Origin of the sequence: Pedobacter jeongneungensis, from assembly GCF_000633455.1 — a bacterium.
Classification (GTDB): domain Bacteria; phylum Bacteroidota; class Bacteroidia; order Sphingobacteriales; family Sphingobacteriaceae; genus Pedobacter; species Pedobacter jeongneungensis_A.
In genome coordinates, this window is record NZ_AYMG01000007.1 from 73,979 (window position 1) to 98,119 (window position 24,141).

Genomic DNA, 24,141 nt, shown 5'->3' on the forward strand with positions numbered 1-24,141 from the left:
TGTTTTTAAGTTAATGGATAAATCAAAAGATGTCATCCTGAGCGTAGTCGAAGGATAATCTTTTTTGATTTATCCAATATTAAGGGTCTTAGACTACGCTCATACTGACAACGACTTGTTTTTAACTTTATAATATTCATATAGCCTTTAGAAAGCACTTTAAATAAGTATAGGTTTAATTTTATGTGTTGGAGCAGTTGCTCACTGTTCCGGCCATTTTAATCGCTCTTCACCCATCGCACTAACTTTTGTAACGCCTAATATCCTTTACCTATGGAAAATAAACCTGTTACATTAAAACTGATTGCAAAAGAACTTAAACTGTCCATATCTACCGTTTCCAAATCATTAAAAGATTATCCGCGGATAAAAGAGAGCACCAAACTTCGCGTAAAAGAACTTGCTGCACAGTTAAATTTTACGCCTGATATTTCGGCCTTAAGGCTAAGAGACCGGAGATCGAGAATTATAGGTATCATTTTGCCTAATCTTTCCGATCATTTTTTTACCCGTAGTATTTATGGGATGGAGCAGCTGGCAACGGCCAATGGTTATAATATCATCATCAGCCAATCGCACGATAATTTCGAAATGGAAGTAAATGCTGCGGCCACACTTTTAGGTTCGCGGGTTGATGGATTAATTGTAGCCATTTCAAAACAGACTTCGGATTTTGCACATTTAGATCAGTTCGAGAAAATCGGTATACCAGTGGTTTATTATACCCGAAACCCCAGTTTTAACCTCAACTGCCATAAAGTTTTAGGGAACACCCATCAGGGTTGTTATATGGCAACCGAATACCTCATCAAAAGAGGGCACAAAAAAGTGGCTTATCTCGGAGGACCAAAAATGGTCAATTTTAGTCACGACCGCTTTTCAGGTTATATCAATGCCCTCAAGGATAACGATATCCCTTTTAATGCCAATCATGTGGCCTATACCGATTTTGACGATGAAAATACGCTTACCGCCATTAAAAACCTATTCAGCGATCCCGAAAACGGACCAACAGCCTTGGTTGCTTTTAAAGAAAAACTGCTTTTTGATACCATAAAATTCCTGAGATCTATAGCACATCCGGAACATCAAAAACTCGAATGTATTGGTTTTGGTAACGACCCGATTATTGCTTACCTCAGTTCGCCTCCAATTGCTTCAATAGAAGAAAATCCCGAATCGCTGGGTGAGCAGGCTGTTGCCTTATTGGTTAAACTCATTCATGGCGATATTGATGCCAAAGATTATAAAAAGGTAATTGTAAACTGCAACCTAAAGATTCATGAAATAGTATAAACTGCTGTTAAATAGTGTAATGGGTACTATTGATTATGCGCTAAAGCTATCATTATTTCAATCGTTGTAACAACAAGAGGAGAGTGTTTTTCTGTTTTTTAGATGGCCTGTGTCTGTTTGTGTTTACGTTTTTATTTAAGTTAGTATATCAGATAACTACTAAACAGAAAGATAAAAAACTCTTACAAAATCAGGTAATGAACTATCAAGGATAGGGCATTGCGACCCGCAAAAAAACACTAACCAAATTTAAATCTAAAAAAAATTACATGAACCTAAAAATGAATTCGATGCATTTTATTGCATCCCTATTGCTTATACTTTCCCTGAGCTTTTATGGCTGTCAGAAAGATAAAACAGAAGAACCAACCCCAGGCAGTATTAACTCTTCAGAGAAACTGGCTGCTGCCAATCCGGCTGTAGCTGCCGCGGCGGTATATCCAAGCAATATCAACACCGGATTTACCCACGCAGACGGCGCTTATACCTACGGAGAAGCCAGTGCAGATTTTGGTGGTGCCAGCTTAACCGGCTGGAACGAAAGCAGGGCCTATATTTCGGGCAACTGGGCCAGGGCTACTTTGGCTCCCAACTCAGTATCAAATGGCCTAATTGCTGGCGCTGATATATCAGACGGTTCTGCTTACGAAGCTACCTTTAAAGTTCGTTTCCATAGCCAGTTCGATTGGAGCAGGGGAGGGAAAGTTGGTTTCGGTTTCCTGATTGGCGAAGGAAACACCGGATGCGATATTGCCAGCGATGGTAACGGCGGAAGTTTGCGCCTGATGTGGTACAATACTGGTAGCCGTGTATTTTTTCAGCCTTATGTGTACCATAGAGATATGGCAGGCCCTTGTGGTGATACCTTTGGTAAATCTTATCCGTCATCAGGTAGTTTGGTTAAGGGCGATACCTATACCGTTCACCTTTATGTAAAAAGCAATACCGGATCGAATAAAAATGGTCAGGTACAGGTGATTATTAACGGTACAACTGTATTGGATCAATCGATCCGCTGGACAACCAACGATGCGCAACGCCTTATTAACAGGTTATCGTTCCACAATTTTAGGGGCGGAAAAGATGTGGCGGTATGGGGTTCGAGCCAAACCAGTTACATTTATTTTGATGACCTTGTGGTGAATAAGATTCAATAGATAAAGAGACTGTATTAGGAATAGTTCCGTTATTTTAATCGCCGGGTAATATTTGATAGGGACGTCATTCCCAACATGATTGAGAATCGTAATGCATAGGCTTTAAGATTCCCGCATGCGCGGGAATGACGATAACGACAAATAACGCTGCCTTAGTGCTCACAACTACGCTCGATACAGTCTCTTTTTTATTATTTCTTTACCACTTCCGTCTTAACATTTTTAAAACTATTCTCTCCAATTATATTGTTAAAAGGAGCCACATTTTGCATTACCGGCGAAGGGTATCTTTTCGTATCAAATTTTCCTGTCCAGTCCGCATCCTTACTATCGCCGATCAAAATTCCCGTTGTGGCGTTAGATATGGTGTTGTTTTTTATGGTACAATCGCTCGCCGCAATGTAAAACCCGATTTCATCTTTTCCTCTAGCCATGCCATACATCAACCTGATTGCTGTTTGGATACCATCGATTTTATTATTTGTTATTTGATGGCCCGTACCATTGATGCGTATACCGCCAGTACCACCTTTAAATGTATTATCGGCAATTATACAATCGTGGCCGCCACGCATCACCAGTTCACCATCATTATCTTCAAAATAATTGTTAAGGTATTTATTGCCACTGCTTTTATTGCTGATCACTTCATTTTCGCCATTGCAATGGATAAACCTGTTTTTGCGAACGGTAGTTTCTGGTTTTAGATTGCCCAATAATACCGGATCCTGTCCAACCTGCACACATTCACCACCATTAGCATTTGGCCAGCTCACTTTATTTTTATCCCTAAAAATGTTGTTTTCAATCAGTGTAAGTTTTGGGTAGGCATCTTTCGTAATTTTAACCTGCACATCCTGGTTATCCACATTGGATATAAAACTACAACCTTCAATTACGTTATTGCTGCCATTTCCTGAAATAATGACCAGCGGAGTAAATTGAGTTCTAACCTGGTTTGCAGAAAAACTGCAGTTGGATATCCGGCAATTATTGCTGGTAGCAAGCTCAATCAGTACACCAGTTTTAGTTAACACACAATCTTTAAAGTTGATTCCTTTAATAAAAACATATTCTCCTAAAACGCTGAATATTGGTTTGGTAACACTTCCCGAAAAAATAACCATACCCTGTTTTTCTGCATGTATAATGATAGGCTTTAACGAAGTTCCTTTGTTGTTGATACTTATAGACCAATCTGTATAAATTCCATTTTTGATTACTACCTCATCTCCCGGAATCAGTAAAGATTGAACAGCCTTAAATTCCTGTTCTGAGCCAATGCGGTATACCTTGGCAGAGATTTCCTGCATGAAAATTAAAGATAATAAAATGAAAATACTGAGTTTACGGATCATTGTTAGTGCGGGAGTTATATTTCTTCAAACATACTAAAGCAAAGGCTGATATGATGATTAATAAATCGATTTTATCAGCAATTTTACAGCATTTAATGGGCTTATGAATGGTTTTAGCGTACCCAGGTAGTTTCTGCCTAAAAAAATAAAAGGTACGAGAGGTCTTTTTTAATTTATTAGGCTTATTTTTGCGGCAATTATAGAACCATATAGGTAATTATTTATGCCTATAAACCTCGACAATCATTAGAAAACAAATAATTATCAATGACAAACGACAAAAAAGAAATATTCGAAAGCGTAGCACAACGTTTAAAAATTGAAGGTTTTAATGTAGTAAACCGCGATGAAACCCGTCCTTGGGGTGGTTTCTTTGTTATAGACGAAGCGCAGGCACAACAATTTGCCGATACTTATTTTGATGGATTAAATGTAGAAGACCTTAAAATTGGTGGTAAATTAAGTCCAAAAATTTTAATCGTTGCTCCAAATACACGCCTTTCGTGGCAATATCACCACCGCAGAGCCGAAATATGGCAAGTGGTTACCGGTACAGTTGGTATTAAAACCAGCCAGACGGACGAAGAAGGTGAAGTGAAAAAATATGCACCAAAAGATCAGATCAAATTACAGCAAGGCGAACGTCACCGTTTAATCGGTTTAGAAGACTGGGGAGTTGTGGCAGAAATCTGGCAACATACCGATGCTTCGAACCCATCAGATGAAAGCGATATTGTGCGCGTTCAGGACGATTTCGGTAGATAATAAATACTTTAAAAAGGATCTTGTTTTTATCAAATCAGAGCAAGATCCTTTTACTCTAAACGCTTAAACTAAAGCAGTTTTCTATACGCTGGAAAACTAAACGCCCTCAAACTACGTTTATAAAGCATACACATCATACATGATTATCTTCATTTTTTTTCTTTGCCATTGGTTTTTATCCCTTTTCAGTCAAACCTTTTTCCTTCACCGTTACTCATCACATAAGATGTTTAAAATGGAGCTTTTCTGGGAGCGGTTTTTCTACCTGGTATTGCTGATTTCGCAAGGTTCCTCATTTTTAAACCCGAGGGCTTACGCCATTTTGCACAGGATGCACCATGCCTACAGTGACACAGAAAAAGATCCGCATTCGCCACATTTTTTTAAGGATGTTTTCGGGATGATGATTGCTACAAAAAACATGTATATGAATTATCTGCAGTTTAAAATACAGCCAGAGCCAGCTTTTCAGGGTAATTATCCGGAATGGCCTATTGTTGATAAAATAGGAAATTCGTGGGCCTGGAGAATTGCATGTGGTTTATTTTATATTGGTTTTTATATTGCTTTTGCCAACCATTGGTGGCTGTACATTTTATTGCCAGTACACTTTTTAATGGGCCCTTTACATGGTGCAATTGTAAACTGGTGCGGACATAAATACGGTTATTCTAATCATGATAATGATGACCACAGTAAAAACTCCTTACCTTGGGATTTCTTATTAATGGGTGAACTTTTTCAGAACAACCACCATAAAAAACCAAATAGTCCCAACTTTGCAAGCAAATGGTGGGAATTTGATCCGACCTACCCGGTAATGAAAGTATTACACTGGATGAAGATTATTAAGATCAGGAAGGTTTAAGGGGAAGCTTAAAGCTCAAAGACTAAAGCTGAAAAGCTAAAGTTAATTCTTTCTCGCGCCATGGTCTGTGTCCCCACAGACCATCATCTAAGCAACCTAAATAAATAGGTTTTTTGCCACTGAGGCACGGAAAAACACGGATTTAATAGATTCGGTATTTCGACTGATAATAGATAAATATTTTCTTCTCATTCCATGGTCTGTGTCCCCACAGAGCATTATTTAGTTCTTTCCAGCTAGCTCCAGGATTTAGTTTTTTCCATTTTGCACTGTTTTGTGTAACCTAAACCTGACAGCAGCGAAAATCCTTTTTGTTTGCAGCATCTCATATATACCGTCATCTGCAGCCTATGAAACAGATACTTGCGCCTGAGTAGTACAGTACCTCAAAAAGATTGAAGCAAATGGCAGGGCTACTGCAACCGATAAAAACCGGACCCTGCTTTTCAAAAAAAACGCTTTTATTTTTTGCCACGGAGGCACAGAAAACACGGAGAATAACCCACTGTTTTATCGCGCTGAGCGGAGTCGTAGAATAATAAAGGCTTATATAATAAAATCCTTTTTGCCTATCTTACCGTATATACAGCAATCTGTTTTAAAAAATTAAAGCCATCTGATGATCAACTTCCTCAAAATCATTTTCGCTGCACTGTTAGTTTTTATGTGCTATAAAGTAATCAGCACTTCGTTAGAAAGTAACCTGTTTGATCAATGGGATTTTCTGGGTAGCATACCCTGGATGCGCGCTACCCTTTGGGATTTTTACGCTAACATCTTCATTATCACTCTCTGGATGTTTTATAAAGAAAAAAGCATTATTCTTAAAATCTCTATTACCATTTTGTTCGTATGTTTAGGCAGCATAGCAACCCTGGCTTATGTTTTAGTGCATTTATTCAAACTAAAAGATGGCGAAGGTGTTAGAGAGTTGTTGGTTAATAAAGGTAGAAGGCAAAAGGTGTAAGGCTGAAGGTGAAAACCTAAAGTAGAATGCATTTCCTTAAACCTTATGCCCTAAACCTTAAACCTTTTTATGGATTATAAACATCTACTATTCCTCGCGCTCATTTCGCTAATTGCTTGCTGCTTGATTATGGCCATGGTTTGGCTCTGGGCAAAGAAAATTAAAAACGCCGGTGTGGTTGATGTTTTCTGGGCATTAAATTTCCCGGTAATTACACTGATTACTTTCTTTCTTTCCGATGGTTTTGACCCCCGTAAAATTTTAATCTGCGGCATGTTTTTGCTGGCAGAATTGAGATTGGGCATCCACCTTTGGCAAAGGGTAATCGGTCATTTAGATGAAGAAGAGGGAAGGTATGAGCAGTTGCGTAAAGAATGGGGAGACAAAGCCGACCGCAATTTCTTTGTGTTTTTTCAGTTTCAGGCCATTTCCAATGTAATCCTGGCGATTCCATTTTTTATCATCACGGCAAATCAATCGCAGGGAATTTCTATTTTAGAATTTATTGGCGCTTTAGTATGGGTAATCGCTTTTTTCGGTGAAATGATTGCCGACAGACAGCTTGCTGCATTTAAAAAAGATGCCGGCAATAAAGGCAAGGTTTGCGATACCGGATTGTGGTACTACAGCCGTCACCCAAATTATTTCTTTGAATGGTTAACCTGGATGGGCTATTTTATTTTCGCACTGGCTTCGCCATGGGGTATTCTCGCTATCATCAGTCCGGCCATTATTTTATATTTATTAACCAAAGTTACCGGTGTGCCGAATAATGAAGAACAAAACCTGCGGAGCAAACCCGTAGCTTATAAAAAATACCAGGAAACAACGAGTGCCTTTTTTCCGTGGAAAAAAAATAGTCGGAAGACAGGAGTCTGAAAGACAGAGGTTTATGGGCTAGCAAATCCGAATTAAGAAAATTAACATTAGCCAATCCGCTGTTAGGCGTTTTGCGTATAAAATAATAACACCGGACATCCGACTTCGGACTTCCGACCATCAAACTCCAAAATTACATGTGGTACGATAAACTTTTAGAAAACGACAAACTTCCTGATACCGCCTTGCGTATCGGCATCAGAAAATTATGTAAACAACGCCTGGATGACGAAACGCTTGGCGATGAGGAATTACAGCAGGAAAAATTTATGGATCTGGTTACAGAGCTAAAGCAATCGCCAATTGCAGTAAATACAGCCGATGCCAATGAGCAGCACTATGAGCTCCCTACCGAATTTTTTCAATATTGTTTGGGTAAAAATTTAAAATACAGCAGCGGTTACTGGAAACCGGGCGTTAAAGATATTGATACTTCAGAAGATGATATGCTGGCTCTAACCTGCAAGAGGGCTGATTTACAGCGCGGGCAAAATGTTTTGGAACTGGGCTGCGGCTGGGGATCGCTTTCGTTGTATATGGCGGCTAAATTTCCGGATAGCACTTTTACCGTGGTATCTAACTCCGCCACGCAGAAAATCTTTATAGATGAAACAGCAAAACAGCGTGGAATTCAGAATTTAACGGTTTTAACTGCCGATATGAACACTTTTACTATCGCCGATACATTCGATCGCGTGGTTTCAGTAGAGATGTTTGAGCACATGCGTAATTATAAATTCCTGCTCAATAAGGTGGCTTCTTTCATGAAACCTGATGGAAAACTTTTTGTGCATATTTTTACCCATAAAACCCTGGCCTACAAATTTGAGGTAATTGATGAAACCGATTGGATGAGCAAATATTTTTTTACCGGAGGGATTATGCCATCAAATCATTTGTTTTTCTACTTTAATGATGACCTGAAAATTGATAAACACTGGGTGGTAAACGGAACCAATTACGGTAAAACTTCCGAAGCATGGTTAAGCAATATGGATAAGCATAAAAAAGAAATTATGCCGATTTTAGAACGCACTTATGGTAAAGATCAGGCGGTAAAATGGTGGGTATATTGGAGGTTATTCTACATGTCCTGCGCCGAACTCTTCAATTATAATAAAGGAAACGAATGGATGGTGTGCCATTATTTGTTTGAAAAAGTTAAGGTATAGGATTAAGGTTTAGGGGACTAGATGCGTCCGTCTCAAATCTAATATCTCAAATCTTGTATCTCAATTATCAAATCTATATAATGAAAACACTCGCCATTATCGGCTCCGGAATAACAGGCATGGGCTGTGCCCACAAACTGCAGCATAAATACGACATTACCCTTTTCGAAGAGCTCGATTATATCGGTGGTCATACTAATACCATAACGCTGGAAGAAGATGGACAACCCATTTACCTGGATAGCGGTTTTATGGTTTTTAACTATCAAACCTATCCCAATTTGACGGAGATGTTTGCTGAGATTGATGCGCCGGTAATTAAAACCGATATGTCTTTCAGTGTGCAGTTTCTGCCTAAAAAATTAGAATACAGCGGCTCTAGCCTAAATCATCTTTTTGCCCAGCGGAAAAATTTGTTCAATATTTCTTATTTAAAAATGTTGATGCAGATTAACCGTTTCAATAAGCAGAGTGTCGAAATTTTGGATAAGCCGGAATATCAGGATTATTCGATCGGGCAGTTTTTTAAGGAATTTGGTTACAACGAAGAGATGCTTTGGCAATACCTCATCCCGATGAGCGCTGCGGTTTGGAGTGCCCCGATGGAACAGATTCTGGATTTTCCGGCTGTTACGCTGATCCGTTTCTTTAAAAATCATGGTTTTTTAGGTTTAGATACCCAGCATCAATGGTATACTTTGCAAAATGGTAGTCAGGCTTACCGCGAAAAACTGATCGCGCCATTCCGCGACAGAATCAAAATCAATAATAAAATTATTTCGATAAAGCGTTTAGAAAATGGCAAAGTTGAGGTGGAAAATCAAAAGGGCGAGAAAATCGAATTTGATAAAGTGATTATGGCCAGTCACGCCGACCAAACTTTCGAAATTGTAAAAAATAAAACAGTATTAGAAACTGAACTGCTTTCTAAATTCAAATACCAGTTAAACAAAGCTGTGGTGCATACCGATGAAAAGCAGATGCCAAAAGCGAAACTGGCCTGGAGCAGCTGGAATTATCGTGTAGAAAAGCAGGGTGATAAATTATTGCCGAGTACCATTTACTGGATGAACAGTTTACAGGGCGTTTCTAAAAAGCAGAATTATTTTGTTTCCATTAATCCTACAGAAAGTTTAAACCCGGAAAAAATCATTAAGGAAATCGATTACCATCACCCTTTGTTCGATGTTCCGGCCATGCAGGCACAGGAGCAGTTGCATAAGCTAAACGAAACGGGGCCGATATATTATTGCGGAAGTTATTTTAAGTACGGTTTCCATGAAGATGCTTATAAGAGTGCGGTGGATTTGTGCAGGGGGTTATAACCAGTTACGTCATTCCCAACTTGATTGGGAATCGTAATGCTTTAGTATGGCTTGTAAATTGCATTAAGATTCCCGCCTGCGCGGGAATGACGGATCGTTTAAAATGATTCTTCGCTGCGCTCAGAATGACAATGAACTCAAAATGACGATCAACAATAAAATTTTGTAAATTGTAATAACAATGAAATTTAACTCATCCATCTACACCGCAAAAGTCATGCATCACCGCCTGGCACCCAAAAAACATTCTTTTTGGTACAGGGTGTATATGTTCTACATCGATCTGGATGAGTTGGATCTGCTAACGCAAAAACTGCGCTGGTTTAGCCGGAATAAATTTAACCTTTTTTCTTTTCGTGATGCCGAACACCTTCAGTTGCCAAAAGAAAATCCCGATCAGACCAAAAATACACGCCAGCATGTAGAAGATTATTTAAAAGAAAATGGGATTGACGGAAGCGGACTTAAAATAAAACTGCTTACCAACCTTAATGTTTTAGGTTATAATTTTAATCCGGTTTCCTTTTATTATTGCTTCGATCAGGAGGCCAATCCGGTTTGTTGTGTGGCAGAAATCAGCAATACTTACCGCGAAATGAAACTTTTTTTCTTTGGAAAAGAAGAATTGCATGGCGATACCTTTAAAAAAATAACCACAAAATATTTTTACGTTTCACCCTTTATCGATCACGACGATTCATTCGATTTTAACTTAAAAGTGCCTGCTGATACGCTAGATATTAAAATTAACGACCTGGATAAGAATGGTAAATTGTTTTTTATCAGTACCTTAATGGGTGAGAAAAAGCCATTAACCAACGCCAGTTTGCTGCGGTATTTTTTCTCTATACCTTTAATCCCTTTGCAGGTAATGGGCATGATCCATTGGCAGGCCTTTAAACTCTGGATAAAAAAAATACCTTTTCATCCAAAAGCTGAAAACCCTGAGCTGCAACGTAACGTATATAAACCCTATAAACCACAAATCAAATAGATCAAAGATTATGAACACGCTTACCGCTACCAGAACATCAACGGGTTTTTTCGAAAGAGTGGTGCTTAATGCACTTTCCAAAATGACTTTAGGAAAATTGGAACTTTCGCTGCCAAATGGCGAAACTTTGGTATTTGGGAATGGTGAACATAAAATTGAAGCACATATCCAGGTTAATCACTCTGATTTTTTTAAATCCATCGCGCTTTATGGCGATATCGGATTTGGCGAAGGCTACACCTCGGGTCTTTGGGATACCACAAACATTACCAACGTAATTAAATGGGTAATCCTAAATATTGAGAATGCACCCTCGGTTACCGGGAGCAAGGTAAAATCCATTGCTTTGGGCATTTTTAAATGGGTAAACAAGATTTATCACGTGCGCAGGGCTAATACTTTAGCCGGATCGCAGAAAAATATTTCTGAGCATTACGACCTCAACAACGATTTTTTTGCCACTTTTCTGGATAAAACCATGACTTATTCCAGCGGTTATTTTAACCCTGAAGATTTAAGTTTAGAGGAGTCGCAATACGCTAAATACGACCGTTTGGCCAGTCAGTTAAAAATCAAAGCAACTGATCATGTGTTGGAAATCGGAAGTGGTTGGGGCGGAAACGCTATCTTTTTGGCCAAAAATTATGGCTGTAAAGTTACTTCGGTTACTATTTCTAAAGAACAGCAAAAACTTGCGATGGAGCGTGTACATGCTGAAGGATTGGCCGATAAAGTTTCTGTCATTATTCAGGATTACCGTAAAATTGAAGGCACTTTTGATAAGATCGTTTCCATCGAAATGTTAGAGGCCGTAGGTCACCAGTATTTAGAAACCTATTTCGAAAAATGTCAGGAACTTTTAAAACCAGATGGAATTTTTGCCTTTCAGGTAATTACCTCGCCCGATTGCAGGTACGATAAACTAAGAAACGGTGTAGACTGGATCCAGAAACATATTTTTCCGGGATCACTTTTGCCTTCGGTAGCTGCGATGAACAAAGCAATTAATGAAACCGGCGATTTAACTATGGTTGATTTAAAGGATATGGGTTTAGATTATGCCCGTACACTTCATTTATGGTTCATCGAATTCAATAAAAACCTTGATAAGGTAAAAGCACTGGGTTTTGATGAAACCTTTATCCGCAAATGGAACTATTACTTAAATTACTGCGAAGCCGCTTTTGCTATGCGGAATATTAATGTGATGCAGATGGTGTACTCGAGACCGAATAATATTTCAAGGTAAGATGTAAAATGGATGAGTTTGTAGTTTTAGTCCGCGAAGAGTCGTCGTCTCAACTTCGTTGCAACCGATAGCTATCCGGGCTGCTCGAAAGAAAGTTCCTCTTGGGGAATTATCGTTTTAACCATCCTGCAACAGTTAACCGATTAACCAATTTAAACAGTTAACCCGTTTGCACTCACCAAGAAACAAATGACCAATGAACCAATGGCTAATGAACCTCTTCTCCCTTCACCGATAAATCTCCATCATTCACCGAACAAAACATAGAGTTGGAATAAAAAGTATAGCGTATTATTGTAACAAAATGCAATTTGCGTAGACTAATTACAAAAGACTAACTCTTAACATGAAAAAACTTTTACTTTTAATCCTCACCCTTGGGATATTTTTTACTGCACAGGCCCAATTTCCGGGCGGCTTTGGTGGTGGGGCCAAGAAAACTACTGTTACCGGACGTATTACTGCAACTATACTTGATTCAGTAACAAAAAAACCGATTGACTATGCAACGGTATCACTAATTACCGTGAAAGATAATAAATCTGTAAACGGTGGGGTAACCGACGAAAAAGGAAAATTATCACTACAAAATATTTCTCCTGATTCTTATAAACTGATGATCGGTTTTATGGGTTACAAAACAAAAACGGTTTTGGTTACCACAACGCCATCTAAGCCGGATAATAACATTGGAACGATTTATATTTCAGGATCAGAAAATACCCTGGCCGATGTTCAGGTTCAGGGTACAAAAGCGGTTATCGAAAATAAAATCGATAGAATGGTTTACAATGCAGAAGCTGATGGTACAAATGCAGGTGGCGATGCTACAGATGTAATGCGTAAAGTGCCCATGCTTTCAGTAGATCCTACGGGAAACATTCAACTTCGTGGTGCAGCAGTAAGGGTTTTAATTAATGGTAAACCATCTGGTACGATGGCAAGTAGCGTAGCTGATGCATTAAAGATGATTCCTGCTGAACAAATTAAGAGTGTAGAGGTAATTACAAGCCCATCTGCTAAATACGATGCGGAAGGTTCTGGCGGCATTATTAATATTATCACAAAAAAATCTAGTGCTCAAGGCGTTTCAGGAAGTGTAAGTGCTGCGGCAGGAACGCGTCAAAATAATGGAGCGTTTAATCTAACCGCAAAAACAGGTCGTTTGAGTGTAAATACCAGTTTAGGTACAAACTTGGCTTACGCCCAGGATTCAAGAACATCGTTTGTAACCAATACTATATACAAGGATGGAACTACCGACAACAGAGTACAGGATGGTGTTTCTAAATGGAGTCGCAATGGTTACAATGGAAGTGTAGGTTTAGATTATGACTTTAATGCTTACAATAACATTAGTACAACAGTTAAATTAAATAACTTTTCTAATGGTGGTCCAGGTTCATCTAAATATATTATCAATAATTTGGCAGCAACCAATATTAGCGATATGGATATGACGTTTAATAATATGGATTGGAACGTAGATTACCGTAAAACCAGCAAAAAGGAAGGAGAGGAGTTTTCAATTTCTGCACAGCTTTCAACAGGTCGTACCCCAACAAGTTTTAGTAATACTTTCATTCCTGATGGTGCTATAACTGGGCAAACGTTGATTAGTAATAATACAGGTAAGAATAATGAATACACAGCTCAAACCGATTACACTTATCCATTTAGTAAGGCTGTTGTTTTAGAGGTTGGGGCTAAAGGTATTTTCAGAGATATTAAAAGCCAGTTTGATGTTTCTGCACAAGATTTCGAATATAACCAAAATGTTGGAGCAGGTTATGGGGTAATCAGCTTCAATTTAACCAAGAAAATACAAGTTAAGGGTGGTTTAAGAGCCGAATACACTCAAATAGATTTCAATACCCAAAGCAGTGGAATTCAAAAAAATGATTACTTCAATCTGTTTCCCAGTGTAATTGTATCTAGAACCCTAAAAGGTAGTACAACGCTTAAATTGAGCTATAACCGCAGGGTACAGAGGCCTACTCAATCTTATTTAAACCCATTCAGAAATACAAGTGATTTGTTTAATATTCAACAGGGAAATCCGCAGTTAAGCCCTGAGTTAAGTGATAATCTAGAGCTTGGATATTCAACATTTATCAAGGGTTCTGTTATCAACGCATCAGTTTTTTATCGCCGTACAGGTGGGGTTATCGAAAGTTCTATTTCTCCAATTCAAGAGTTAAATACGACAACAAATCAATTGGTTGACAAAACCTTAACCTCATATATCAATGTTGGTACAGCAGAAACCTATGGATTCAATCTTTTCGCATCGTACAACATTAAACCGAAATGGACCCTGATGACAAATTTTGCTGGAAATACTTATTCAGTAACTAATACCCAAACCAATATCAATACAGGTACATATTTTAATTTCAACTGGTTTATACGCTCTGCTTATGGTTTTGGCAAAGGCTACAATTTTGAGCTTTTTAATGTGATCACCTCGAAAAGACGTACCTATCAAGGTTCAACAGATCCATTCTATATCTATGGGGGATCTATCAAGAAAGATATTTTGAAGAAAAAGGGAAGTATTGGTCTTAACGTTCTAAATCCGTTCACGAAAGATTTACATATAAAAACAGTAAACAATGCGATAAATGCAACAGGTACGATTTACCAAAGTGCTAATATTTATTATCCTCTACGTTCATTCGGTGTTAACTTTAGCTATTCTTTCGGTAAGCTTAAGTTTACCGAGAAGAAAAAAATCAAAAACGACGATGTGAAGCAAGATCAGCAACAAGGTGGCATGGGCGGTGTTCAACAGTAAAAACCCAGTCCAGATATATTTTTTAAAAGTCTTTCCGCTAACCCGGAAAGACTTTTTTTGTTTAACACTTAAGTAAATGATTCCTTAAATGATCTAAGGTACCCTAGGTAATCACAAAATGTTTGTTGATTTTACCTCAAGCGTTTTACCACCTAGGACACCTGAGCACACCTTAGCCGATAGGTTAATTTTAAAGAGGAGTTAGAAAACTTAGATGACCTAAGGTGCCTTAGGTGGTTACAAATATTTGTTGGGTTACACTTACTTAAAGCGTTTTACTGCCTAAGCTGATCTGTTAATTTTATCAGGTATTAAAATCAGTAAAAAAATTGGATTAACTGATAGAAGCGTTGCTGAAACATCTAAAATTCTCCTCAAATATCATTTTGATGATTTAATAGACAGTGCCGGGGCCTTTTTTGAGGTAATCATAACGTTTTATGGTTTTATGCGGTTTTATGTAGCGGTTATTTGCTTGTTTGTGCAGGGATATACATTTTGTAATGTAAAAAATACTTTAAATTGCTTACGGTTGTCGTGTTTTATGCGTTTTTGTGTCGTTAAAAACTTATATTGCAATTAACTAACAAATCATTACCCTAAATAATCCAGATATGAGAAAAATCTTTACCTCACTTGTTTTTCTGTGCATTTTACTTACTGGCCTCACCACTTTGGCTCAGGTAAAAACCATAACAGGAAAAATAACTTCTTCTGATGATGGTGGTCCGTTACCCGGAGTAAGCATAAAAATTAAGGGAACCACAACGGGTACCTCAACTGATGGTAATGGTAGTTTTACGATACAGGCGCCATCGCCCAGTGCAGTGCTTGTAATTAGCCTTATCGGATATAAGGCGCAGGAAATTACCATTGGCAGTAAAACTACTATTAATGCGGCCCTGGCTTCTGATGCTCAGGAATTGCAGGAAGTAACCATTTCTACTGCTTTAGGAATTACCCGGCAGGTTAAGTCTTTAGGTTATGCCGCACAAAGTGTTAGTAGCAGCGATTTAAACTATAACCACCAGCCCAACCTGCTTAATGCTTTGCAGGGAAAAGTTGCTGGTGCAACAATTTCGAGTACCGGTGGCGGTCCGGGCCAGGGGGCAAGTATCCGGATCAGGGGTGTTAACTCCATCGATCCTAACATTTCTGGCGATCCTTTATATGTGATTGACGGAGTACAGATTGATAACTCAACTTCTACCGCTGGTGCCAATCCTGATGGAACCGCATTTGGCTCTAGGGGGGTAACCAACAGGGCTTCAGATATCAATCCTGAAGATATTGAGACCATCAATATTTTAAAAGGAGGTGCCGCTACCGCGCTTTATGGGTTAAGGGGAGCCAACGGTGTTGTGGTCATCACCACCAAAAGAGGCAAACAGAATGGTGTAAGTGTTAATTTTAACAGCAGTTACGGTTTTGACGAGGTGTTGAAATCACCTGATGTTCAAACAGAATATACCCAGGGCGTTTTAGGTGTTTATACCAATCCTCCAGGAGGTATCGGGCCAGGATGGGGGCCAACCATTGCTGAGGCAAAATTGATCGATCCAACACATCCCGATCAATTGTTCAATAACTACGACCGCGCTTTTGGTACCGGACAACAGGTTAAAAATTCGTTGTCGGTTACCGGAGGAAGTGATGCCATAAAGTTTTTCTCTTCCATTTCGCAGCTTTACCAAAAAGGGATGATGCCCAATACCGATAACAAAAATTTCTCCGGAAGGTTGAATACCGATTTTATCATCAGCCCGAAATTTAAAGCATCGGTTAATATGAATTTTACCAATTCCGGCGGTTATACTTACAGTGCCGACCGCTTTGGAGAAGGTTTGGCTTATTGGTCGCCACGTTATGATGTTGCCGATTATCAGAATGCAGATGGTTCGCAAAAATATTTAGGAACAAATAACCCGATATGGGGTACGGCAAACAATAAGTTTAAAGGCGATGTTAACCGCTTTATAGGTGGGGCAAGTCTGAGTTACGATCCTGCTAAATGGCTTAATTTTTCTTACCGTTTAGGGGTAGATACTTATGGTGATAACCGCGTGCGTACCGCCCGTGGACCAATGTATGCTACTGAAGCCATGTACGATAATCAACAAGGTTTTTATGGTGAGTATAATACCAAATTCAGAACCATCAACAGTACTTTTGTGGCCACCTTTAACACTAAAATAACCGATGATATTACCGGAACATTAAGGCTAGGACAAGAACTTTACGACCGTAAGTCGAAAGAGATTGGTACGCTAGGTAGTATTCTCGGCGTGTATAATTTCTTTAATTTAGCCAATGCCGGTGTACTTACACCAACCCAAACGCTAAAACAAAAAAGACTGGTGGGTTATTTCGGAGAGGCTACTTTTGATTACAAAAATTACCTTTTCTTAACTGTAACCGGAAGAAACGATATTACCTCAACGCTACCGAAAGCAAGCAGATCGTTTTTCTATCCTTCAGCAAGTTTAAGTTATGTATTCTCCGATCAGTTTAAATTGCCTGCTGCCATTAGTCAGGCCAAATTGCGTTTATCTTATGCGAGGATCGGTAAAGATGCATCCGAATATTCTACTTTTACAGGCTACTCACCTTATACCTCTTTGCCAACAGGAACAGGCGGTTTAACCATTGCTCCAAATCTTGGTAATCCCGACCTCCGTCCTGAATTTACCAATACTTACGAAGCCGGTTTAGAAATGTCTTTCTTTAAAAACCGTTTAGGCTTCGATTTTACTTACTATTATTCATTAAGCAAGGATCAGATTATCCAGACACAGGTTTCGTCTGCTGTAGGTTATGTAACCAAATCAATCAATGCTGGCGATATCAGGAACAGGGGAGTAGAGCTGGTATTAAATGGAAAACCCATTGTTTCAAAAGATTTCAGATGGGATGTAAATGTTAATTTTTCGGCTAACCGGAACATGGTGCTGAGTATGCCTAACGGGATATCAGAAATTGTATATGGCGCGGCAAGAGGGTATGGCAATGCCGGAGTAACCATGAAATTGATCAAAGGACAGCCTTATGGCAATATTTATGGCAGTTACTTTAACCGTTATTATGGAAGCACGCCTGAAGATCCGGTAGTACTTGATAAAAACCTTCCACTGTTAATCAGCGCAAATGGTTTTCCGAGCATTTCGGGTGGAAAGCAGAAACTATTGGGTAATTCGCAACCGAAATATATTATCGGCATGGGCAATACTTTCAAATACAAAAATTTCAGTTTAAATGTATTGTTCGATGCCCGTTTAGGATTTGAAAAATACAACTGGTTAGAAGATTTTTATTCGGCTTTCGGATTACCTGATTATACTGCAGACAGAAGAACAGTGAAGGTATTTGATGGCGTACTGGCCAATGGTCAACCAAACACAAAACCGGTTTATATGGGCCAGAGGATAGGACCAGATGGTGTTGATTATGGCGAAGGATATTACCGCATCTATTACCGTAACGTTTCTGAGCCCTTTGTAAGCGATGCCTCCTGGGTACGTTTGCGCTCTGCCAGTTTAACCTATAACTTACCAGCAAATTGGTTGCCTGCAAAAGCGATTAAAAATGCTTCGTTATCGGTTACCGGAAATAATTTATGGTTGTGGACAAAATATTATGGTGTTGATCCTGAATCAAGCTCTTACGATTCGGGCAGTAATAACGATGGTTCTGCTGGTTTTACCTATCCATCAGCCCGTACAATCATGTTCACCCTTAATGTTGGTTTTTAAATAGAAATACGATGCAAAAAATTATAAAATATACATTGTGCTCAGCTTTAATTGCAACACTAGCTTTGCAAAGCTGTAAAGACAGTTATTTTGATTCACTGTCTGATAATCCGAACCAGGTTCCGGTAGCTACGTTAAGTACTTTACTGGCCACATCAACCTATAAAGCAGCAAATGACAATTACTTCATCGGAAGCATTATTGCCCCTTATGTACAGTATACGGCCAATCCGGCAGCCAATGGAGCTGGCGATACTTATCAGGCCATTGATTTTACGGCCACCTGGGATGCGCTTTATTTTGCCATGGCCGATGCGAATGAAATGAAAAAGCTGGCTGTTGCACAAGGCTCGAGCGAATATAAAGGCGTAGCCAATGTGCTCATTGCCTATAACCTAACACTGGTGAATGATTTGTGGGGAGATGCCCCCTTTTCGGAAGCCTTTAATATCAATAACCTTACGCCAAAGTATGATAAACAACAAGATGTTTATAATCAGGCTATGGCACTTTTAGATGAGGCCATTGTAGAGCTTGCTAAAACAAATGCAACCATTAAACTGGCACCAACCAGCGATTTAATTTATGGGAAAAGCACTACAGAAAGGGCAAACTGGTTAAAAATGGCTTATGCTTTAAAAGCCAGGTTATTAAACAAGATCAGTAAAACCAGTTCTTACAATCCTACAGCTGTATTGGCTGCATTGAGCAATTCTTTTACAACAAATACAGATGATGCCAGTATGGCTACCTTTAAAGAGCGTAATCCATGGGCCAATGTGGCTTTATTAAATTCACAGCAGTCATTGGGCGGCTGGCTCTCGGAACAATTGATCGATGCTTTAAATGGTACTACATTTACTGTTTTTGATCCCCGTATAGAAAAGATTACTGATAAAACCGTAAATAACATTTATATAGGAACGGTAAACGGGTCAGGTAACAGATTGCCTGGAGCAAATACCACAAAGGATGAATGTTATATCTCGAGGAACTCCCCATGGACCAGCGATACTTCGCCGATATTCATCGTTACCTTTGCGGAACTAAAATTTATAGAAGCCGAAGCCTATTTCAATACCGATAAAACCAAGGCTTATGCAGCATACCTTGCCGGTATCAGTGCAAATATGGATAAGTTTCAGGTTACTGCAGCAAATCGTGATGCTTACCTGGCAAACCCTGTAGTTAGTGTGGGCGCGGCTGCTTTAACCAAGGACTTAATTTTTAAAGAAAAATACATTGCCACTTATTTAAATCCTGAAGCCTGGAATGATGCCCGCCGCTTTGATTATAAGTATAAAGACTTTGCCTTGCCATTTAACAATGCACTGCCAACATTTATTCGCAGGTTAGATTATACCCAGGGTGAAAGAAGTAAAAATGGAAACAACGTACCTGTTGATGTGCCAAGAACAACCAGATTGTGGTGGGATCAGTAAGATAAAGCGAATGGCGTTTGGCGGAGAGCGTTTAATATACTTTTCGCCAAATGTTATTTGCCAACATTATTCGCTCACCCCATACGCTTAGCGCCAAACTATATGATAAATGAAAAAAGCACTGTTTTTCCTTCTGGTTCTACTCTCTACTTCTAATATATTCGCACAATCTTTTAGCTTAAAATCTGTTTTATCATATCCTTTTCCTACACAACTAGTGGCATCGCCCATAGAAAATAAAATTGCCTGGGCAGCAAATGAACAAGGGAAAAGAAATATTTATGTAGCGCAGGCTCCAGATTATAAAGCGGTAAAAATTACAGATTATACTGAAGATGACGGGCAGGAATTAACCAGTTTATCTATTTCTCAGAATGGCAAATGGATTATATTTGTACGTGGCGGAGACCATGGCGGGAGGGATGGTGTTCCTGTTAATGCAAATTCATCTCCAATTGCGCCTAAAGTGCAGGTGTTTAGCGTTCCTTTTGAAGGTGGTAAAGTAATTCTGTTGGGCGAAGGTGATAATCCCGTGATTTCGCCCAATAGCGATCAGGTTATTTTTGCTAAAAGTGGTCAGGTGATGATTAGTCCGGTTGATGGAATCTCAGCGGCTAAAAACCTGTTTTATGCCAAAGGAATAAACGGAGCCTACAAATGGTCGCCTGACGGAAAAAAAATAGCTTTTATTTCAAACCGTAGCGATCACTCCTTTCTAGGGGTTTACACCGATCAGCAAACACCGGTTAAATGGTTATTGCCTTCTTTTTCTAAAGATAATATCCCGGTATGGTCGCCGGATGGAAATGATATTGCTTTTGTAAGAACGCCTGGCATCGGAGGTGAAACTGATTCCATCTTAACTAAAAAGCACCAACCATGGGCCATTTGGACAGTTAACGTAAATACCGGAACCGGAAAACAGATCTGGAAAGCTCCCGAAACATTACGCGGTTCATTCCCCACAATTGATGGTGGCGCAAACTTGTTATGGGCCGATGGAAAAATTGTTTTTACCTCTTATGAAGACGGCTGGCCGCACCTTTATGCCATCAATCCGGATGGATCAAAGCGTTTGTTGCTTACCCAGGGTAATTTTGCTGTAGAGAATATTAAGTTAAGTACTGATAAAAAGACCCTGGTTTTTGCAGCCAATGCAGGGAGCGATATAGATGATCTGGATAGGTGTCACGTTTATAAAGTTTCGGTAGATAAAGCCAATATGCAGGAATTAACTTCAGGAAAAGGCATAGAAGCTTACCCTGTTGTTGCAGGTGATAATCAAACTTTTTTCTGTTTAAGTTCAACTGCCGAAAGGCCACTTTTACCAGCTTTAATTAATAACAAAAAACTAAAACTGATCGGCGAATCGCTTATCCCTGAAGATTTTCCGTTAAAGGATATGGTTGTCCCTAAACATGTAAGCTTTAAAGCTGCTGATGGAAATACCGTTTATGGTCAGTTGTTTTCACCAAAAAAAGCACTTAGAAACCACCCGGCAATTGTTTATGTGCACGGTGGACCGCAACGGCAGATGTTTTTAGGCTGGAACCCGATGGATTATTACTCAATAGATTATGCTTTAAACCAATATTTGGTTAATCTGGGTTTTACAGTGTTATCGGTAAATTACCGATTGGGTATTGGTTATGGTTACGAATTTCATAAACCCATACATGCCGGGGCACAGGGTGCATCAGAATATCAGGATATTAAAGCTGCCGGCGAATGGCTTGCTGCACAACCCAATATCAACAAAGAAAAAATTGGTATTTACGGCGGTTCTTATGGCGGATATCTGACTGCATTGGCTCTTGGTAAGGATTCTAAACTATTTGCCGCCGGGGTAGACATTCATGGCGTAAATAACCGGTTTACAAATTTAGATCAGGAAGGGCGGAAACCTGCACCAGATGCAGCTCTTGCGGCAAAGGTAGCCGAAGAATCATCACCGGTTAGTTATGTAAATACATGGACTTCGCCCACATTGATTATCCATGCCGATGACGACCGGAACGTTGCCTTTAATCAAAGCGTCGATCTCGTTAAACGTTTTGAAGATAAGAAATTTGATTTTGAATTTCTGGCCATCCCGGATGATACCCATCACTGGATGAAATTTTCTAACGGTTTAAAGGTAAGCGAAGCGACCGCCGATTTTCTGAAAAGGAAATTGATGGATAAGAAGTAGGTTTTTGTGTTTTATTTAGGTTTAAAATAAGTAATGTCATCTTGAGCTTTTCGGAGGATAAGTTACCTTGTTTAACAATTGAAAATCTTCGAATAGTTTACCATAGACCGATTCTAATAGAGGCTTCGTCATTCCCAACCCGATAGCTATCGGGTTGATTGGGAATCGTAATGCAATAAGCTTTAAGATTCCCGCATGCGCGGGAATGACGCATTGCTTTTAGGTATTCTTATTAGTAAATAATGTAATCTAATTACCCTTTTTTAATCCTTTTTAAAATCATTAAGCTCAAGGGATTAAAAGAATAGCCCGAAATATTATTCTGTAGCATTACCACCGATTGATCATAAAACAAAGGTACAACCGGCGAGTAATCCATCACCATCTGGTCCATTTTACGGTAGAGCTCAAAACGTTTATCATTATCGGTTTCATAATAGCTTTTCTCAAAGAGCTGATCAAATTCCTTGTTGTAAAAGGCGGTATAATTTGGCCCGTAAGGTACTTTGTTTTTGGAGTAGAACATCGAGAGGAAATTTTCTCCGTCACCATAATCAGCCAGCCATGAGCCACGGAAGAAATTTACATTGTTTTTCGACATTAAATCCCTTAAACTGGCACTTGGACTTACATCTATTTTTACCTTAATGCCTACCGCAGTTAGTTCGCCCTGAATAAATTCAATCAGATCTTTATAAGTAGTTGTGGTATTTAAGGTTACTTCTGGCATACCTTTGCCTTCAGGAAAGCCGGCTTCTGCCAGAAGTTTTGCAGCAAGTTTAGGATTATAGGCGTATCCATGCACCGCCAGGCTATCAAAACCTGGCATTCCCTTAGGGATAAAACCGGAGGTTGCGGCAACACCAATTCCGTTTCTTAAGTATTTAATCAGCCGGTCGCGGTCTATAGCGTAATTGATCGCCTGTCTGACTTTCTTCTGTCTTAACGGCGATTTTTTAACAATAGAAAGGTTTGTGTCCACCAATATACCAACATATTCTGTACACAAGTACGGGCTTTTGGTTAGCGTAAATTTCCTTTTATATTTTGAGGTCATTTTACCGCTTTTTGTCAGGATATCATCCCGATAACTCCCATCAACATTGTAATAAAAGTCCAGGTCTTTTTTCAGAAAACTCATAAAGCCGCTTTGTTTATCGGTTATAAAAGTGGCTTTTACAGCGTCAAGATAAGGAAGTGCCTTTCCTTTAGCATCTTTTTCAAAATAATGAGGATTTTTTAACAAGACTAATATTTCACCCTCTTTCCAATATTTGAAGGTAAAAGGACCAGTTCCAATGGGATGGCTCCTGAAATCCTTGCCGTAATGCTCTACCACTTCTTTGGGTACTACTGAACAGTATTGCGTAGTAAGCAGGCTCATAAAAGGTGGAAAAGGACGAACGAGTTTAATCTGGAAAGTGGAATCGTTCAGGGCTATGAAATTGTTTTTATCCTTCACCTTATCGCTAAAAATCCATCCACCAGATGAGGCTACTTTTGGATCGATCAACCGATAAAAACTATATACAAAATCGCTTGCAATTACTTTTCGGCCCTTCCCATTTCTAAAAATAGGGTCGTCATGAAAATATACATCATTACGCAGCTTGAAGGTATAAGTAAGTGCATCATCCGAAACCTGCCAGTTTTTTGCAATACAGGGAATGGTTTGTAGTGATGAATCGATCTGTACCAGTCCGTTAAAAATCTGGTTGGTCATCCAAATCGCGTTCTGGTTGCGGGCAAAGGCCGGATCAATAGAGGTTAAACCCTGATCGAGGTTGATATTGAATACTTTTTTGTCTTTATGATCATTATTTTCTTTGCACGAAAAGACTAAGATGACACAAAAAATCCAAAATATATACTTAAATGAGCCTCGCATGCGATCAGGAATGTTATTTTTGCACAAATTAATAAATTTAATGC

General features: G+C 39.2%; 16 protein-coding genes. 14 read left to right on the plus strand and 2 right to left on the minus strand.

Annotated elements, in window-relative coordinates:
* Positions 1–273: 273 nt before the first annotated feature.
* Together U859_RS0106065 and U859_RS30925 are read left to right on the plus strand one after the other, a co-directional pair.
* Complete coding sequence (locus tag U859_RS0106065) at positions 274–1,296, plus strand: LacI family DNA-binding transcriptional regulator (RefSeq protein WP_025142531.1); 1,023 nt, start codon at positions 274–276, stop codon at positions 1,294–1,296.
* A gap of 269 nt (positions 1,297–1,565) precedes the next feature.
* Entirely contained in the window at positions 1,566–2,453 is an 888-nt protein-coding gene (locus tag U859_RS30925; protein ID WP_025142532.1) for a polysaccharide lyase, read from the plus strand.
* 191 nt (positions 2,454–2,644) lie between these two features.
* Here the strand turns inward: U859_RS30925 and U859_RS0106075 are convergent, their stop codons facing one another.
* Complete coding sequence (locus U859_RS0106075) at positions 2,645–3,811, minus strand: chondroitinase-B domain-containing protein (protein WP_025142533.1); 1,167 nt, start codon at positions 3,809–3,811, stop codon at positions 2,645–2,647.
* 267 nt (positions 3,812–4,078) lie between these two features.
* Here U859_RS0106075 and U859_RS0106080 point away from each other — a divergent pair, with 267 nt between their 5' ends.
* From U859_RS0106080 to U859_RS0106135, 12 genes are all read left to right on the plus strand, one after another.
* Positions 4,079–4,576, plus strand: a complete 498-nt coding sequence (locus tag U859_RS0106080) for a phosphoheptose isomerase (protein WP_025142534.1) — start codon at positions 4,079–4,081, stop codon at positions 4,574–4,576.
* Between the two features lie 139 nt (positions 4,577–4,715).
* Positions 4,716–5,444 (plus strand): acyl-CoA desaturase, encoded by a 729-nt coding sequence (locus U859_RS0106085; RefSeq protein WP_025142535.1) that lies wholly within the window; start codon positions 4,716–4,718, stop codon positions 5,442–5,444.
* Positions 5,445–6,063: 619 nt separating this feature from the next.
* Positions 6,064–6,411 carry a DUF1475 family protein gene (locus U859_RS0106090; protein WP_025142536.1) on the plus strand — a complete coding sequence of 116 codons (348 nt, stop codon included), beginning with the start codon at positions 6,064–6,066 and terminating at the stop codon, positions 6,409–6,411.
* Positions 6,412–6,480: 69 nt separating this feature from the next.
* The gene (locus tag U859_RS0106095; RefSeq protein WP_064774705.1) at positions 6,481–7,290 is read left to right on the plus strand and encodes a DUF1295 domain-containing protein; all 810 of its coding nucleotides are present in this window, start codon (positions 6,481–6,483) and stop codon (positions 7,288–7,290) included.
* Between the two features lie 137 nt (positions 7,291–7,427).
* Complete coding sequence (locus U859_RS0106100) at positions 7,428–8,462, plus strand: SAM-dependent methyltransferase (RefSeq protein ID WP_025142538.1); 1,035 nt, start codon at positions 7,428–7,430, stop codon at positions 8,460–8,462.
* A gap of 80 nt (positions 8,463–8,542) precedes the next feature.
* Positions 8,543–9,787, plus strand: coding sequence for an NAD(P)/FAD-dependent oxidoreductase (locus U859_RS0106105; RefSeq protein WP_205314376.1), 1,245 nt, complete (start codon positions 8,543–8,545; stop codon positions 9,785–9,787).
* A 181-nt stretch (positions 9,788–9,968) separates the two neighbouring features.
* Positions 9,969–10,781 carry a DUF1365 domain-containing protein gene (locus tag U859_RS0106110; protein ID WP_029985516.1) on the plus strand — a complete coding sequence of 271 codons (813 nt, stop codon included), beginning with the start codon at positions 9,969–9,971 and terminating at the stop codon, positions 10,779–10,781.
* A gap of 10 nt (positions 10,782–10,791) precedes the next feature.
* Positions 10,792–12,030: an SAM-dependent methyltransferase gene (locus U859_RS0106115; protein ID WP_025142541.1), complete on the plus strand. Its 1,239-nt coding sequence runs from the start codon at positions 10,792–10,794 to the stop codon at positions 12,028–12,030.
* 346 nt (positions 12,031–12,376) lie between these two features.
* Positions 12,377–14,827 (plus strand): TonB-dependent receptor domain-containing protein, encoded by a 2,451-nt coding sequence (locus tag U859_RS0106120; protein ID WP_025142542.1) that lies wholly within the window; start codon positions 12,377–12,379, stop codon positions 14,825–14,827.
* Between the two features lie 614 nt (positions 14,828–15,441).
* Positions 15,442–18,576 carry a SusC/RagA family TonB-linked outer membrane protein gene (locus tag U859_RS0106125; protein ID WP_025142543.1) on the plus strand — a complete coding sequence of 1,045 codons (3,135 nt, stop codon included), beginning with the start codon at positions 15,442–15,444 and terminating at the stop codon, positions 18,574–18,576.
* 11 nt (positions 18,577–18,587) lie between these two features.
* Positions 18,588–20,018, plus strand: a complete 1,431-nt coding sequence (locus tag U859_RS0106130; protein WP_025142544.1) for a SusD/RagB family nutrient-binding outer membrane lipoprotein — start codon at positions 18,588–18,590, stop codon at positions 20,016–20,018.
* Positions 20,019–20,127: 109 nt separating this feature from the next.
* Positions 20,128–22,209, plus strand: coding sequence for a S9 family peptidase (locus U859_RS0106135; protein WP_025142545.1), 2,082 nt, complete (start codon positions 20,128–20,130; stop codon positions 22,207–22,209).
* 253 nt (positions 22,210–22,462) lie between these two features.
* On the opposite strand, the gene U859_RS0106140 is transcribed toward U859_RS0106135, so the two are convergent.
* Positions 22,463–24,097, minus strand: a complete 1,635-nt coding sequence (locus U859_RS0106140) for an ABC transporter substrate-binding protein (RefSeq protein ID WP_025142546.1) — start codon at positions 24,095–24,097, stop codon at positions 22,463–22,465.
* Between the last annotated feature and the right edge of the window lie 44 nt (positions 24,098–24,141).